The sequence below is a fragment of the Brevibacillus sp. NPDC003359 genome (genome assembly GCF_042878995.1).
GTDB lineage: Bacteria > Bacillota > Bacilli > Brevibacillales > Brevibacillaceae > Brevibacillus.
The window spans coordinates 774,351-790,612 of sequence record NZ_JBIAOR010000001.1 but is presented as its reverse complement, the minus strand read 5'-3'; the positions used below and the strand labels follow the sequence as shown (position 1 = coordinate 790,612).

Genomic DNA, 16,262 nt, shown 5'->3' with positions numbered 1-16,262 from the left:
CACCTCCTTCGCAAGCTAGAACAAAGAGTACGTTTACGCTTTATCCAGTTGTTGCAGCTTCCACTGTAATGCTTGGTAGAATAATTCATTTGTTTTTATATACGATTGCAGACTAGGGTACAGGATTGAGCAAATTCTTCTGAAACGTTCGAGATTTTCTGATTGGCTTGAAAGCATCCTTTCAGCAAACCGACGGAAAAATGACTGCGAGACAGGGAGTTCGTCAACATCGGCAAACATCAAGACATACTCTTGAATATTCGCCTGTACGACAGGACTGTCTGGCGTTGCATGTTGCTCCGCTGCTTTCAACAACTGTTTATGGTTGTTAAGCATTCTGGCGCTCCACATCTCAACACTGATTTTAGGCAGGTGAACTACTTCCAGGAAGGATATAACATCATGCTTCATCTCCCGGACAATCTGTGGATCATTAAACATTTCCTCCAACTCATCTAAGGCAGCCGTTTGTGCTGCCGAAAGCTTGCCTTCCAGCAATGAAGAGACGTTCACCCCTAACAAAAAAATCTCTCGCCATTCAACCGGAAATTGTTCAGGAAAAACGGACGCGAACATTTTTTCCAAAATAAACTTTTCCCGTTCCAATGCATTAGCAGAAATTGATTCAATCAACTCGTGCATATAGCTCAGTGAATCATTGCTACCCTTACTCTGCTTTGTTTGTTCCAAAATGGATTTCATGCTGGCAAGCGTACGCATTTGGATGTCCAAAGCTTCGATTTGCCATTCTATCGCCATATCAACAGGTATATCCCCAGCTAACATTCTCTTAATCTCATCAATGCCAAAGTTTAGATAGCGAAGGGTTAGGATCAGTTTTAACCGCCATATTTCCTCTGCCGTATACATACGATGACCTCCAGAAGTTATCTCAGCAGGTGAAAGCAGGCCGATCTCGTCATAATAACGAACAGTAGGTACAGAAGATCCTGTGATTTTCGCCACTTGTCCTATGAAGAACTTTTGATTTTGTGTGGTGTCTAATCTGTTCCTCGCATTTGCGTACACGTTACAACACCTCCTAACCAATTATAAAACCTCAAGTAACTTTAGTTTCAAGGGGCAATATGAGTCATCAGACAAAATAACAGCGACATACGAGGATCAGAAAATAAAGTCCTAGACTGCCACTGTTATTGTTAGCATTTCGTTATCGAACGCATCAGTTGAAAATTTTATTCATATAGATCTGTGCTTAGATATTTCAGGCCTGAATCATTAATCGTTAGCACAATATTTGCACCTTTTTCTTTCCCTTTCAAAAGTTGTAAGGCAGCCGCGACATTTGCCCCTGAAGAAAAACCTGCAAATATTCCTTCTTTTTTTGCCAGTTCTCTAGCAACTTGTGTCGCTTCTTCATCTGTAACATGGATGTAGTCTGTAACCAAATTTTTATCCAAAAGTGGTAAATCCATGGAATATCCCCCACCTTGGATCTTGTGATTGAGGTTTGTAGCCGTTTTACCAGAGTAAAAGGGAGCGGTATACGGTTCAACTACATAACACCGAATGTTGGGATTATTCTTTTTTAACGTTTTTGCACAACCTGTAAAGGTACCACCAGAACCAGCAAAATCAAGGAAAACATCCACTCTTCCATTCGTCTGTTTCCAAATTTCTTCCCCCGTGTGATATTCATGAGCATGAATATTGCCACAGTGATGAAATTGGTCTGCACGAAATGCATTTCTTTCTTTTGTTAGTTGCTGCGCTACTTCTTCCACTTTGGCAAGGTCTTCTCCAGAGACTTGCCCGATAGAGGAACCAGGCGCTTGGTCTACTAGAACAACTTCTGCTCCCAGTGCTTTCATCATCCTCGCTCGCTCCATTGAATTTCCTTTTGACATGACAGCGACAAATTTATAACCTTTCACTCCGCAAACAATAGCAAGCCCAGTCCCTGTGTTGCCACTCGTTAATTCCACAACGGTGTCATTTGGTTTTAGTATTCCGGTCTTCTCAGCCTCTTCAATGATCTGCAACGCGATTCTATCCTTTTTGCTAAAACCAGGATTTAGATATTCAAGTTTGGCGAAAATATTTCCATCGAGATTTTCTGTAAGCCTAGAAAGATGAACCATTGGAGTGTTACCAATCGCTTGATGAACACCTGATAAAATCGTGTTCTCCATAGACATAACGCCTCTTTTCGTATATTTTGGACTATATAGTGTATCTATCGAACTATATATAGTCTGATTGTAAAATATAACGCACACTCGTGCAATATAACGTCCGATTTCTATGGAGGGCATTTTGATGGAAGAATTTCACACGAATATTGGAGAGAACATAAAGCGTATTCGGAAAGAAAGAAACTTGAGCTTGGATAAAACTGCTGAAATCACAGGGGTTAGCAAAACGATGTTAGGACAAATTGAGAGAGGGAAGTCTGCTCCTACAATCACAACTCTTTGGAAAATAGCTAGTGGGCTACGCTTATCATTTTCTTCACTCGTTAGTCAATACAAGCCGTCTGTTACGATCGTCAAAAAGAAGGAAGTAAATCCAATTGTTGAAAATAATGGACAGTATCGTGTATATCCACTGGTACCGTATAATCCAGAACAACAATTTGAGATCTTCTCAGTAACCCTTGAACCAGGATGCGAGCATATAGCAGAACCGCATTCAACAGGGGTTGAGGAATTTATTCTCGTAAATGAAGGCACGCTAGAGGTTGATGTCAACGAACAGGTTTATGTAGTGGAACCTGAGGATACTCTTATTTTTAAAGCAGACAGGCCGCACATTTATAGGAACAGTGGAGATCGAATGGTAAAGTGTTCTGTAGTCATTCATTATGCAAGTCAATGAAAAGAACGCGAAAAGTGTCTCTCCTTTTCAAAAGAAAAGAGAAACCCTACTACATGTAGGGTTTCTCTTCTCTTAGATCACCATCCCCCATTCTTGTTTCCGCTCGTGGAGGGAGCTAGCAATAATTCGGTCCATCAGCTGTGCAAAGGTCATCCCTGCTGCTGCTGCACTTTTTGGAAACAGGCTGTTGGCAGTCATCCCCGGTAATGTGTTCACTTCTAGCACATAAGGAATATCCTGACACAAAATCACATCGACTCTTGCATAGACCTTGCACTGCAGCACTCGGTAGCTGGCAAGCGCCGCCTCGCGCACACGCTGTTCAATATCGGGAGGAAGCTGGATCACCTTCTCCTCCGCGCCGCCGTCCTCATATTTCGCTCTGTAGTCGAACCACTCTGAATGCTCGGAGCGTATCCCGATAATCGGTAATACCTCCCCATCCAAAATCGCGCAGGTAAGCTCCGTTCCTTTCAAATAGGGCTCAATCAAGATCCCTCGATCCAAATGACTTGCCTCCTGAACAGCAGACAGCAGCTCCCCCTCATTATGCACGAGCTGGGTACCGATGCTGGATCCCCCCATGTTCGGCTTCACAATGACCGGGTAACCCATTTGCTCCACTGCCTGCGGATCATAAGCGTCCTGCCAGTAAAGACCTTCAGGCGTATGAATACCCGCCGTCTTCAGCAGCATCTTGGACAGTTGCTTATTCATGCATAAGCTGCTTGCCAGGACACCGCTTCCTGTATAGGGAATGCCCAGTGTCTCCAGTGCTCCCTGTACCGTGCCATCCTCGCCATATTGGCCATGCAGCGCCAATAGCGCGAAATCGATGCCTGCCTGCTGAAGCTGTGTAATGACATCCGCTCGTTGCTTGACGACAATGGGAACTGCCTCATAGCGACTGCGATCCAAATGATTGATCATCTCTTGACCTGTTTGTAGAGAAACCTCACGCTCAGAAGAAATACCACCCATAATAACGCCTATCTTCATGATGACACCTCTTTTTTCATTAAAATGGTTGTGTCTTTTGTAATCGTTATGCCTTAAGAAAGCGACGTACCTGTTTACCGATGATCTGAATACCTCGCTCAATATTTGCATCCGTTACTCGTGAAAAACCAAGTCGCAACGTATTCGTCCCTGTTCCTTCTTGAATAAAAAATTTGTCTCCCGGTGTAAAAATGACACCCTGTTCTATGCAGGCCTCTAGCAGCTGCCGTGTATCTACGCCTGATGGAAAGGTAAGAAACAAATGCAAGCCTCCGTCGCCAGACAGCTGCGCTTCAGGGAGATGTGCTTCACAGCATGCCTTCGTCAGTTCATATTTGCGCTTATATTCCATACGGGCTTTTTTAACATATTTATCGAAATTTCCATTAAGCAAATATTGATATAAGATCGATTGATCAATGGTGGATGTATGAATGGTGCGCGCACGCTTAATGCTTTCCAGATTGTCGATCAGTGCCCTGTCTCCAAGTACCCAGCCCACTCGCAAACCAGGGAATAGTACCTTGGAGAAGCTACCAATATAGATGACTCCGTTTCCTTGCCCTGCTGTCGCGATTAATGGCGCTACATGCGCTCCCGAGTAACGCAGCTCCTCATTGAATCCATCCTCAATCACCGGAATCTGATAGCGCATCATTAATTTCATGACGGCACTGCGCTTCGCAGGAGACATGACAATGCCTGTAGGATTGTGATAGGAAGGTGTCAAGTAGGCCAGATCGAAGCTGTTTGTCTGCTTCTGCAATACTGCCTCAAGCTGCTCCACATCAATACCATCACTCTCCATCGGAATGCCGGTAATCTCAAAACCGTGCAGCTTCAAATTCTTGATCGCTGTATGATGAGTCGGATTCTCACAAATGGCTGCTCCACGCCCCGCAGAAGGCCGAAGTGCCGACAGCACAATGTCAAAGCCTTCTGTAAACCCGCTTGTAATCAGCATATCTTTGCCGCTTAAATCGACGCCCTTATTCTCCATATATCGCATCAAGTAATCGATCAATGGCTTGTAACCCTTGGCATATCCGTAGTTGAGCAGCACCTGCCCTTCGATTGCCATTCGATCCATAAAGGCTCGCCTTACATCCCCTAAATCAAACAACTGTTCATCCGGAGCAATGCTTGTGAACGAGATGATTCCTTCTTGAGCGCGAATGCCCTGCTTCATCTTGTCCAGCTCTACAGCAGATACAGCATATTCGTTCAATCGTGCCTTCCAGTCGATTTGCCACACGGCGGAGCCGTCAGCTCCTCCGTTATCTGCAGCTAAATGGCCTACCATAGTGGTAACATAGCTGCCCTTGCCAGGAATCGCATACGTAAACCCGTCATCCTCTAGCCCTTCATAGGCGGCAATGACTGTATTGCGGCTCACCTTAAGTAGGACGCTCATGTCTCGCGTGGAGGGCAGCCTCTGATCCGCCTGAAGAGCGCCTTTGATTATTAAACGTTTGACGTATTCTTTCACTTGTATCGTGACTGGACGGTCACCAACAAGCTTGAAATCCTGGAACATCCTTCATCGCCCCCCGTCTATAATGATGGCATGGAAGACGATAGAAAAAAAGAACCACCGCACTGGATTTTTCATCCTTCGGTGGTTCTTTCGCAGTAGCGGACAGCATTCGACCCAGCAGTAACTAGGAAAGTAAAAAAGAACCCACTTTTCCAAGGGTTCCTCTTTTGCAATCCTATTTTAGTTGGCCTATCGTGAACCTTCACCAAATGCTAAACGTTTTATGGTTGTTTTGCGCCATCATAATATATCTGTCCAATTGCTGACTTACACCCAAAACGGCGTCACTTGAAAGACCATGTTTTCCTGCCAATTCCATCATTTGCTGTCGTAGTTGTTCGATGCTTTTTTCTAAATCTAAATGATGGCGGCTTGCTTCTTTTCCCGCGCCCCAGATCGTAGACTTGCTTTTAGGGGCACCTGCTGCTTCTCTTTTCGGGGGTGTTCCTAGGTGCACAGGAACGTCCCTTTCTAATGAACTTGCGATAGCTTTTATGTTAAGCACCTCCTATTATTTACAGATTATGACATTAATAACTATAAATCAATATGCAAGAATTCACCAACTAAGAAAAAATTGTATAATAAAAAACATCCTATCGAAAGGATGTTTTTTATTGTGTCTTATCAACTCTTCCTAAAAATCTGCACCATGTTGATAATAAATAACATGTGGCGCGCCAGACTTTTGGGGTTCGTGAACGATCTCACTGCCAAACCCAAACGCTAGAAGGACTGCTAGTAATACATATTTCATTCTTTTTCATCCTCTCTACTTATCTCATTTTTCATCCCTAAGGGTACATCGTCTTGCATACTAGTTTAAGAATGTAGCTTCGGCCTTCTTTTCGCCTATTACAATTGCTTGATATTGAATGATTTGTGATGACGAAGCAAGATGTCGATATTTCTCAAATAACTGTACACATAATAGTGCATCATGATGTCGATTCATCAAATCCGATAGAACTAAACAGTGTAGGGTCTCATTGAGTCCACTTTCCATGCGTCCCTTTGCAAAATCATATTTTGCTTTGTGATATCGATATTGAAGGTGCTGAACCATATTAACCAACAAGGTCCGTTCATGGAATCTAGCAATATCTTCAGAGAGGCGTAATAAAACCTCATCCACACAAAAATGATATGTATTCGCAGCTTCCATAATCGTAACGAGGCCCGGAAGTATTTCAACTGGCTGTTCCGCCAGATAGTCCGTATAATCCTTAATGATTTCTTCGTTCCCCATTAAGACTTCTAGTGTGTAAAAATTCGCCTTTGCAAAGACTGCAAACCTCTCAACGATTCTTCTCCCTTCATCGTCAAGAAGTTCAAACCAATGCAAATCGGCGTATGCTTGTACATATTCTTTTGATTGCGTATAACCCCCTTGCATCTGTAGGACCAATCCTTTATATAGATAGCCCATTCCGTAATAGTAGACGAGCGGACGTTCTGTTTTTATCAACTCTGCCGATCGATTTTTTCTTCGTTTTTGCAGCTCATCTTGATAAAAAATTTTGGAAAGCTCTCTTAATTCATCTGCGTAAGTTTCCGCTTCACTCCATTTTTGTAACGTGAAACTAACCTTTGCCAAATTTAATAAGGCGTCTAATTGATCAGTTTCTGGTAATCGCTTTCGATAGGGAGAAAAGCGAATAACAGCCTTCTCATTTTCATCAGCATTGGTCCCGAGTATTGCTTGAAATAACCGATAATGACTCATCACAAACTGGGTAGAGTAGCTGTCTTTTTCGCTCTCAATTACGTACTCATAGAATAGCACCGCCTTTTCCAGTTTCCCATCCTCGTATAATTGCTCTGCCACAGTAAAAAGGATGGAGATATTTTTGGGATTCTCCAGCAATTGGGAGGCAACAGCTTCAATGCAATCCTTTCGCCCATTCTCAGCGCTTCGAATCAAGTAAGGGATCAATCGGGGGCGCGAGATTTTCCTTTCATATAAACATTCATCGGGGTATAGTTCATACAACCAGCCTGGCTCATAGCCAAACACCGCAGCGAGAGCGTCTAATTGACCTATGGTAATAGCCCGAGGCGGATTGCCATTTAGAATCTCGCTCAATGTTCCAGGATTAATACCTGTTAAATCACCTAGTTTGCTCAATGTATAACCGCGCGCTCTCCGATGTTGTTCGATTTCTGACCGCAGCGACTGGTGCAATGTCCCTAGCAGTCCCCCCATAATGGATCACCCTCTTAGTTTTCCTTTATTTTACAACCAAATGGTTTATTATGGAATATGCGCAAAACATTTCTTTATCATTTTAATAGTTTTGGTCAGGGGTGCTCCCATGCAAATAACCATAACAGAGATTGTTATGGTTAAATTGGGATGGTGTTAGGAAAAGCTCGTTCTACCAAATTACGCAGTTCACGGACATTGCTTGGCCATGTTTAGCCGAGCATCGTAGCCCCTTCCATGCGTGCGGCTGCACAAATTCTTAGGATTGATAGAAGCACCATATTTCAATAACTACGAAGCTAGTGACCGTAATGGAATGAATCCATTCGCTCGTAAGCACTCCCTATTCCTTTTTTCCGATCAACAATTCCACTTCTTCGATTTTCTTCGGGATCCGCGTAGAGAGCACCTCGCAGCCTTCTTCTGTTACTAACACATTATCTTCAATCCGAATGCCAATCGCTTCTTCCTCTATGTACAGACCAGGTTCAATCGTGATCACCATACCGGGTTGCATGGCAGTACTGTAATCCGGGATATCGTGCGTATCCAGTCCAAGGTGATGAGACACGGTATGATAGTAGTATTTGGATAGCTCACTGCTCTCTTGGATGAGACCGAGACGTAGCAGGCCATCTGTCAAGACTTGTTTCGTGACATCATTAAGTTGTGGAAGTGTGACACCAGGCTTCACTGCTTCGATGGTTTTGATTTCTGCTTCGAGTACGAGTTGATAGATCGCTTTCTGACGTTCTGTAAAGCGACCATTCACGGGAAACGTTCGCGAAATATCAGCCGCATAGTAGTTCGATGCTGCACCGAGGTCGAGGAGAACCAAGTCACCATCTTCCGCAGGCTGATTATTCGCTTCATAGTGCAAGACAGTAGCATTGATTCCACTAGCAATAATAGGTAAATAAGGAAGCTCGCGAACACCATGCGACTTCAACGTGAAATCATAGTGCGCTTCTAGCTCATATTCCATGATTCCAGGACGTGCATGTGACCACATACGCCGGATTGCTTCATCCGTGATCGCAATCGCACGTCTGATTTCTTCGATCTCTGCCGGACTCTTCACCATACGCAGTTCTTTCAGCCATGGGCCCGCATCGTGAATTGGCAGGGTCCGGTATTTCTTCTGCGCGTCTTCGGCAAAAGTCTCCGCAGGGGTCAGCTCATCGCTCCATAGACAGCGATACAAGTCAAGATAGAGTGAGCCCTTGCCTTCACAGCGCCTCACAAAGGTTCCAAATGACTCGGGCCACTCATCGAGATAGTCGAAGTGTTCGATACCAGACTGCTCTTTAGCCTCTTGATCCGATAAGACGGCCCCTGTCCATTTCGCTTCCAGTTCATTTGGGCGCTGAAGAAATAACGTTTCGGTCACGATGCCAGCGCGTTTCGTGATCATGAGAATGAGGTTGCTGCGCGCAATGCCGGTTAGATAATAGAAGTTGCGGTTCGGTGAAAACGGATATTTATCGTCATGGCTGCGTGTCTTGACAACCCCTGAAAATAGTACAAGTGCACTGTGTTCAGGCATTTTTTCCGCGAGTCTTTGACGGCGATTGATGAACTCTTTTGAATGCATGGTTATTGTCATTTGTTTCCACCTCTTCGTTCGTAAGTTTTTTCATAGCCTGATCCAGCATGTGAAAGGCGTTCTTGATCGCTTCTTGCGGAACGCGCGCATACTGATCACGGATATTGGAATTAAGTTCAGTATAATCTGGCAATTGTCAGCAAAAAAACAATCCTTATTAGGATACAACCGATGAAATCCGGCAAGACATCAAACTCGTTAAACCTGAAATCGAGAAATGCCAGTAATATCCCCAAAATCACTCTCGTTAGATCGTCATGTATCCTCCTTTATTCTAGATTTTAGGATACTTTCATCATTTAGGAAACGACTTTCGCACGAAATCTTTGATTGCGTCCATAAAACAAAGAGCAGTTACTCTAGGTAAACTGCTCCTTGCTGAGGTTACTCGGCTACTCTTTTCGCCCAGCGCAGGTCCGGTGTGCCGGTTACACTAAAACGGATGCCTTCGATCTTTTTGCTGTTGAGGTAGTTTTCGTTATTGAAAAATATCGGGATCACTGGTAAGTCCTGCATTAAAATAGTTTCAGCGTCGTGCAGAAGCTTCATGCGTGTTTCCTCGTTTTGTTCGACCTTTGCTTTTTCGATCAGTTCGTCAAACGTCTGGTTGGCCCAGTTGGTGAAGTTGCGGGAGCTTTTTCCCGTGTACAGCTCCAGCATCGCGAGCGGATCGAGGTAATCGCCGCCCCAGCCCATGCGCGCAATTTGGAAGTTTTTCTGCTTGAACGTATCGATGTATGTTTTCCACTCCTGATTTTCCAGCTTCACCTGCACGCCTAGATTTTGCTTGAACATTTCCTGCAGCGCTTCGGCGATCTTCTTGTGGTTTTCCGCTGTGCTGTATTTCAGTGTAATCTGCGGAAGCTCTGTCCAGCCTTCTTCCTTCAAGCCTTCAGCCAGAAGCTGCTTCGCCTTTGCCGGATCAAACTGATAGTAAGGCGCCACTTCTTCTCGGAAGTCCTTGCCCGAAGGAGTTTTCACCCCGAATGGCGTATAACCGTACGCTGGGAGCTGGCCTCCCTTGGTCACGTTTTGCGTCAGGATGTCCCGGTCGATCGCGTAGGAAAAGGCCTGACGAACTTTCGCATTGGTGAATGGCTTATCCGCTACGTTGAACGTGTACGTATAAATGCTGTAGTCCGGAAATGATTTATACTCTTCTTTTTCTTTTTCCTGCTCAATCACGTCGATCGGCAAGGAGTCAATCAGGTCAAGTGCTCCCGTTTTGAACATCTGGTAGTAGGTGGTCGCTTCGTTTACCATCTTGAAGTGGACGGTGTCCATCGTTACTTTTTCTTTCTCCCAGTAGCTCTGACTTTTGACGATTGTCAGCTGACTATTGTGGTCCCAGCTCTCCACGGTGTACGCGCCATTGGTCACGATACCTTTCGCTTCCGCCGCCCAGTTTTTGTCCGCATCCACGACTTTCTTGTTCACCGGCAGATAGGCGCGACTCATCATGATTTTCGGGAAATAGGTGATGGGGTCTTTCAGTCCGACAATGAGTGTGCGGTCATCCTTTACTTTGATCTGAACGTCATCCGCACTGCCTTTGCCCGTGTTGTATGCCTCTGCGCCTTGTATGTAGTAGAGCGCGGATGGTTCATAGGCGGCAGTCTGCGGGTTCAGCACGCGCTTCCAGGAGTATTCGTAGTCATGCGCGGTCAACGGATCGCCGTTGGACCATTTCATCTCGGGGCGGAGGGTAAACGTGTAGGTTTTGCCGTCCGGGGAGACTTCCACCTTTTCGGCTGCGCCTTCGCTGATGTCTCCATTTTGGCTGTAGCGGTACAATCCTTCGTACAGATGGTCGATCACCCAGTACGAGGTGGTATCGGAAGCGAATGTCGGGTCTAATGTGTACGGTTCACCCCGCAGGTTAGCGGTAATGACTTGTTTGACGGCTGCACTCGTCTTTTGATCGGCTGACGACGCAGCTGGTTTATCGCTGCCGCACGCAGAAAGTGCAGGCACAACGAGCGCCAGCAGTGTGGCAAAAGTAAGCAATCCCTTTTTCATTGATGATTTCCTCCTTGTTCTCCTCTGTCTACTGTACAAGATGGCAAGCGATCCAGTGTCCCTGCCTCACCTCCTTCCAGTCCGGCACAGTTTCGGCGCAAACACCTTGGACCACCGGACATCTGGTGCGAAACGGGCAACCGCTTGGCGGATGAATCGGGCTGGGCGGCTCTCCTGTCAGTACAATCTGATCACGCGCTTCGCGTTGGGCAGGATGGGAGACCGGCATAGCCGAGATCAAGGCCTGCGTGTATGGATGAAGCGGCGCAGCAAACAACTCCTCGCTCGGTGCCAACTCCATCATCTGCCCCAGGTACATCACGCCGATCCTATCGCTGATGTGCTTCACCATCGACAAGTCATGGGCGATAAACAAATAGGTGATGTACCGATCTGCCTGTAGATCGGCCAGCAGATTGACGATTTGCGCCTGAATGGACACATCCAGAGCAGAAATGGACTCGTCTGCTACGATAAAGTTGGGTTCCACCGCAAGCGCGCGGGCAATTCCGATACGTTGTCGCTGTCCGCCGCTGAATTCATGCGGAAAGCGCTTTGCGTGGCTTGGGTGCAGTCCTACCAGCTCCAGTAGCTGATAGATGCGCTCTTCTCGCTCTTTTCCTTTTGCCAACCCATAGGAGTCTATCCCTTCGGCGATGATGTCACCCACCCGTAACCGCGGATTGAGCGAGGCTTGCGGATCTTGGAAGATCAGCTGCATGTGGCGGTTTGCTTCCCGTCGCTCACGTCTATCCATCCTGGCGATGTCTTTGCCTTGAAACAGGATGCGCCCCGCAGTAGCCGGGTACAGCCCTACAATAGTCCTACCTAGTGTAGACTTGCCGCAGCCGCTTTCCCCGACGATTCCAAACGTCTCCCCTCGCCTGATTTCAAAAGAGACACAGTCAACAGCCCGAACACGTTGGCCGCCGCCAATCTCAAACGACTTGGCGAGATTCTCCACTCTCACAATGTTGTCAAACATGTCTCTCCCTCCCTGCTACAATCCAAGCTTCTGCTCTTTGGGCACGTGGGTCGTTCAGCCAGCAGCTCGCTTCATGCCGATCGAAAAACGTTTTCGCGTGCGGCATATGCTCCAGGCAAATTTCCATGGTAAACGGGCAACGGACAGCGAATGGGCAACCAGCAGGCGGACGAAACAGGTCTGGTGGGGTACCATCGATTGGAATCAGCCGCTCTTTTTTGCCTGCAACGAGACGCGGTACAGACTTCAACAGCCCTTGCGTGTATGGATGGCGCGGGTTGTCAAAGATTTCTCCCACCGGGCCGCTCTCCACCACTACGCCTGCGTACATGACCGCTACATGGTCGGCTACTTCTGCGACGACGCCCAGATCGTGGGTAATCAGAATGATCGAGGTGTTCAACTGCTGCTGCAGATCCTTCATCAGACGAAGGATCTGTGCCTGAATGGTCACGTCCAGCGCCGTCGTCGGTTCGTCGGCAATAATCAGCTGCGGATGGCAGGCAAGTGCCATGGCGATTCCGACACGCTGCCGCATACCTCCGCTTAGCTCGTGTGGAAACTGTTCAAACCTTCTCGCCGCCTCCGGAATGCCGACTCTCGCAAGCAGTTTCAGCGTCTCTTCCTTTGCCTCCGCCTTCGTCTGCTTTCGATGCTTGATCAGCCCTTCAGCAATCTGCAGACCGATTTTCATGGTGGGGTTCAGCGAGGTCATCGGATCCTGGAAGATCATGCCGATCTGCGAGCCGCGAACCTGTTGCCATTCCAGCTTCGTCAGCCCAGTTAGTTCACGCCCCCGAAACCGAATGCTGCCGCTTTTTACCTGACCGGATCAGGGAGGAATCATCCCCATCAATGCCCACGCAGTCACACTTTTTCCGCAACCGCTTTCCCCTACAATTGCCAGCGTCTCTCCCTCTTTCACAGAAAAGGAAACTCCTCTTACTGCCTGCACCTCTCCGCCGTACGTGCGAAAGGAGACGTGCAACTGATCTACTTCCAACAATGGCTTCATGATGTACTCCCCCTCATTTTCTGATCCGCGGGTCCAGTGCGTCCTGCAAACCGTCCCCGAGCGCGTTGCACGCGAACATGGTAAGCGAAATCATGAATCCCGGAAAAAACAGCCGCCACCACTGCCCGCTAAGCATAACTGCCAGCGCGTCGTTGGCCATCGTTCCCCAGCTGGCGGTGGGTGCTTGCACACCCAACCCAAGAAAGCTGAGAAATGATTCGGCGAAAATCGCGTGCGGAATCGTAAAGGTCAGGTTGACGATGATGACGCCGAGCGTATTCGGAAGCAGATGCTTGATGATGATTTTGGCATGGGAGGTTCCCAGCTTTTCTGCGGCTAGCACAAATTCCTGCCGCTTGATCTGCATGATTTGTCCTCTGACCAGGCGGGCCATGCCGACCCAGCCGGTCAGCGAAAGGGCAATAATAATCGTTGTGAGTCCAGGCTCAAGAACCACCATCAGCAGAATGACCACCAGCAGATACGGAATGCTGTAGAGTATTTCAGCCAAACGCATCAGGATGTTGTCCACACGGTCGCCTAGCTTGTTCCTTCCTGCCATGTAACCGGATATTCCGCCGATGCAAACACCGATCACTAGGTCGATGGCTGCTGCCGCCACACCAATAAACAAAGAGATGCGGCCTCCCATCCAGGTACGTGCCCACATGTCCCGGCCCAGGTCATCCGTTCCAAACCAATGCTCGCCCGACAGCGGCAGATTTCCCTTTGTCAACGACTGTTCATGCGGGCTGTGGGGAACAAGCATCGGCCCGATGAGCGACAGGGTCACCACTGCCATGAGCAGGAAGAACCCGAGCATCGCCAGCTTATTGCGGCTTATCCGCTGCAATACCTCCTGCCAATACCCAAGACTGGGACGTTCCCGATTTTCCTCGGAAAGTCGGTTTCGGTCGACCGGTCGAAACAGGGAATCCAGTTGTGTTGCTTGATTGGCCATCATGCTATTTCCCTCCACTCGTCAATCTGATGCGTGGGTCAATCACCCGATACAGCAGGTCGATGATGTACAAAGTAAAAATGAGTACAAAGCTGTAAAACACTGTCATTCCCAAAATCACGGGATAATCGCGGTTAAAAATGCTTTCCACGAAGTATTTGCCGAGCCCGGGAATGGCGAAAATCTTTTCCACTACAAAGGTCCCAGTCAGCAGGTTGGCAAACAGCGGGCCGACAAAGGTAAGCACCGGCAACATGGCATTGCGCATCCCGTGTCTGACGACGATGGAAAAGGTGCCAAGCCCTTTCGCCTCCGCCGTGCTTATGTATTCCTGCTGCCAAACCTCAAGCATGCTGGCTCGTACGAAGCGGGCGATAATGGCAAGCGGACCGATGGCGAGCGCAAGCGTTGGAAGAATCGAGTGCTCCCAGCTCCCCCACGCAGCGACGGGCAATAACTCCCATTTGACCGCCATGTACTTGATCAGCAGTGGTGCCAGAATAAAACTGGGGACGGAGATCCCGATGATGGCTGCAAACATAGACAAGAAATCCAATGTCCGGTTGTGATAGAGTGCCGCTACGATTCCCAGTGTGATTCCACCTGCCAGCGCCACAATAAACGACTGGAGTCCCAGAACAGCCGAAGCGGGAAAACCCTCCGCAATGAGCGTATTCACGTCCCTCGTCTTGGACTGGATAGATGGCCCTAGGTCAAATTGCAACAATCCTTTCAGATAGAGCAGGTACTGTACCGTGATTGGCTGATCCAAGTTGTACTCCGCCCGCATGTTCTTCACGACTTCTTCCGGAAGCATTTTCGCGTCAGACGCGAACGGGTCACCCGGAATCAGGTGCATGGTCACAAACGTCACCGTGACAATAATCCACAGCGTAACGATCATGAGAAAGCCACGCTTGACCGCATAATGAATCATGTTATTTCCTCCTTGCATAATACAAAGTAAAAAGATATGAATACTACGGATTATAAATATAAAAAGCCCCTCTCCGAAAAGAAGAGGGGCGATTTCGCAGTTCCCACCTTCTTATCTCGCAGAATACATCTGCAGGAATTGGCACCGTAAGGTCAATTAGACCAAGGTTGCCGGGTTTCATCGGGCCAGTCCCTCCACCACTCTTGATAAGAATGTTCTATGAAATTTAATTGCATCGTAAAATTCTTTTTTATCTTATCATTTTACTCGGATATGTCAACGCCGTTCCATGACAATTGATTTTTCTTTATCTTTGATTGATGGAAAAATTAAATCTTCACATCCGTATGAATAGGAAGATGTCGGCCCAAATCTTAATTGTAGTGCCCAGGATCAACAAAGCAAGAATGGTTTGGAGAATCCGGGTGTTCAACCGTTTGCTGACCTTCGTACCGATGGGCGCTGCCATGATGCTAGCGATAACCATGATCACGGATGGCCACAGCAATATGTCCCCCGCCATCCATTTCCCTACAGTCGAACCGATGGAAGAAAGAAAGGTGATGGCAAGAGAAGAAGCAATCGTTACTCTTGTCGGAATCTTGAGGATCACCAGCATGATGGGAACCAAAATAAAAGCCCCAGCTGCCCCGACAATTCCGGAAGAGACTCCGACAATCAAAGCGGATAAAACGGCTGTTGGTTTATGAAAGGTAACCTCGGACTGTTCTTGTTCGTCAATCCGCTTTTTTGGCAGGAACATTATGGTTACAGCAATGGTGGCCAGAATGGCGTAAACGATATTAATGGCTTCTGCCGAAAGATATTTTCCACCATATCCTCCAAGCAAGCTCCCGACAATAATGGCACTTCCCATGTACAGAACGAGCTGGTAATGAATGAGCTTATCTTTGCGCAGAGCCCAAACAGCAGCAAGAGTGGCAAAAAATACTTGGACTGCACTTATTCCGGATACTTCGTGAGCTGTGTAAGCAACGAATCCAAGGGCGGGCGGAATGTACAGGAGCATCGGATACTTGATGATGGAGCCCCCGATTCCGACGAGACCGGAGATAAACGATCCCGTGAAACCGATAACAAACAGTGTGATCATAAGGTCGATAGTCATACGCTCACCCTTTGCAATGCCTCACTTCGT

13 protein-coding genes, 1 pseudogene and 1 riboswitch are annotated in these 16,262 nt (G+C 47.3%); of the genes and pseudogenes, 1 reads left to right on the top strand and 13 read right to left on the bottom strand.

Annotated features, from left to right (window positions below; genetic code table 11):
- Nucleotides 1-33: 33 nt before the first annotated feature.
- Together ACFYU8_RS03565 and ACFYU8_RS03560 are read right to left on the bottom strand one after the other, a co-directional pair.
- Complete coding sequence (locus ACFYU8_RS03565; protein WP_390295756.1) at nucleotides 34-1,029, bottom strand: MerR family transcriptional regulator; 996 nt, start codon at nucleotides 1,027-1,029, stop codon at nucleotides 34-36.
- 167 nt (nucleotides 1,030-1,196) lie between these two features.
- Nucleotides 1,197-2,153: a PLP-dependent cysteine synthase family protein gene (locus ACFYU8_RS03560; RefSeq protein WP_390295758.1), complete on the bottom strand. Its 957-nt coding sequence runs from the start codon at nucleotides 2,151-2,153 to the stop codon at nucleotides 1,197-1,199.
- Between the two features lie 127 nt (nucleotides 2,154-2,280).
- On the opposite strand from ACFYU8_RS03560, the gene ACFYU8_RS03555 reads away from it, so the two are divergent.
- Nucleotides 2,281-2,838, top strand: a complete 558-nt coding sequence (locus tag ACFYU8_RS03555; RefSeq protein ID WP_390295760.1) for a helix-turn-helix domain-containing protein — start codon at nucleotides 2,281-2,283, stop codon at nucleotides 2,836-2,838.
- 72 nt (nucleotides 2,839-2,910) lie between these two features.
- Here ACFYU8_RS03555 and ACFYU8_RS03550 read toward each other — a convergent pair whose 3' ends face one another.
- The 11 genes and pseudogenes from ACFYU8_RS03550 to ACFYU8_RS03500 form a co-directional block, all read right to left on the bottom strand.
- Complete coding sequence (locus ACFYU8_RS03550) at nucleotides 2,911-3,837, bottom strand: D-alanine--D-alanine ligase (RefSeq protein WP_390295762.1); 927 nt, start codon at nucleotides 3,835-3,837, stop codon at nucleotides 2,911-2,913.
- 46 nt (nucleotides 3,838-3,883) lie between these two features.
- The gene (locus tag ACFYU8_RS03545; RefSeq protein ID WP_390295764.1) at nucleotides 3,884-5,374 is read right to left on the bottom strand and encodes an aminotransferase-like domain-containing protein; all 1,491 of its coding nucleotides are present in this window, start codon (nucleotides 5,372-5,374) and stop codon (nucleotides 3,884-3,886) included.
- Nucleotides 5,375-5,576: 202 nt separating this feature from the next.
- Nucleotides 5,577-5,831: an aspartyl-phosphate phosphatase Spo0E family protein gene (locus ACFYU8_RS03540; RefSeq protein WP_390295766.1), complete on the bottom strand. Its 255-nt coding sequence runs from the start codon at nucleotides 5,829-5,831 to the stop codon at nucleotides 5,577-5,579.
- A gap of 360 nt (nucleotides 5,832-6,191) precedes the next feature.
- The gene (locus tag ACFYU8_RS03535) at nucleotides 6,192-7,580 is read right to left on the bottom strand and encodes a helix-turn-helix domain-containing protein (RefSeq protein WP_390295768.1); all 1,389 of its coding nucleotides are present in this window, start codon (nucleotides 7,578-7,580) and stop codon (nucleotides 6,192-6,194) included.
- Nucleotides 7,581-7,923: 343 nt separating this feature from the next.
- Entirely contained in the window at nucleotides 7,924-9,186 is a 1,263-nt protein-coding gene (locus tag ACFYU8_RS03530; protein ID WP_390295770.1) for an aminopeptidase P family protein, read from the bottom strand.
- A 384-nt stretch (nucleotides 9,187-9,570) separates the two neighbouring features.
- Nucleotides 9,571-11,205: a peptide ABC transporter substrate-binding protein gene (locus tag ACFYU8_RS03525; RefSeq protein WP_390295771.1), complete on the bottom strand. Its 1,635-nt coding sequence runs from the start codon at nucleotides 11,203-11,205 to the stop codon at nucleotides 9,571-9,573.
- A 28-nt stretch (nucleotides 11,206-11,233) separates the two neighbouring features.
- Entirely contained in the window at nucleotides 11,234-12,190 is a 957-nt protein-coding gene (locus ACFYU8_RS03520) for an ABC transporter ATP-binding protein (RefSeq protein ID WP_390295772.1), read from the bottom strand.
- Nucleotides 12,183-13,205, bottom strand: a pseudogene (locus ACFYU8_RS03515) (ABC transporter ATP-binding protein). Before ACFYU8_RS03515 ends, ACFYU8_RS03520 begins: the two are co-directional and overlap by 8 nt.
- 13 nt (nucleotides 13,206-13,218) lie before the next feature.
- Nucleotides 13,219-14,166, bottom strand: a complete 948-nt coding sequence (locus ACFYU8_RS03510; protein ID WP_390297308.1) for an ABC transporter permease — start codon at nucleotides 14,164-14,166, stop codon at nucleotides 13,219-13,221.
- 4 nt (nucleotides 14,167-14,170) lie between these two features.
- Nucleotides 14,171-15,103, bottom strand: a complete 933-nt coding sequence (locus tag ACFYU8_RS03505) for an ABC transporter permease (protein WP_390295773.1) — start codon at nucleotides 15,101-15,103, stop codon at nucleotides 14,171-14,173.
- A 108-nt stretch (nucleotides 15,104-15,211) separates the two neighbouring features.
- A riboswitch (SAM riboswitch) is annotated at nucleotides 15,212-15,316 on the bottom strand.
- 124 nt (nucleotides 15,317-15,440) lie between these two features.
- A complete protein-coding gene (locus ACFYU8_RS03500; protein ID WP_390295775.1) occupies nucleotides 15,441-16,232 on the bottom strand; it encodes a sulfite exporter TauE/SafE family protein in 792 nt (263 codons plus the stop codon).
- Nucleotides 16,233-16,262: the final 30 nt, after the last annotated feature.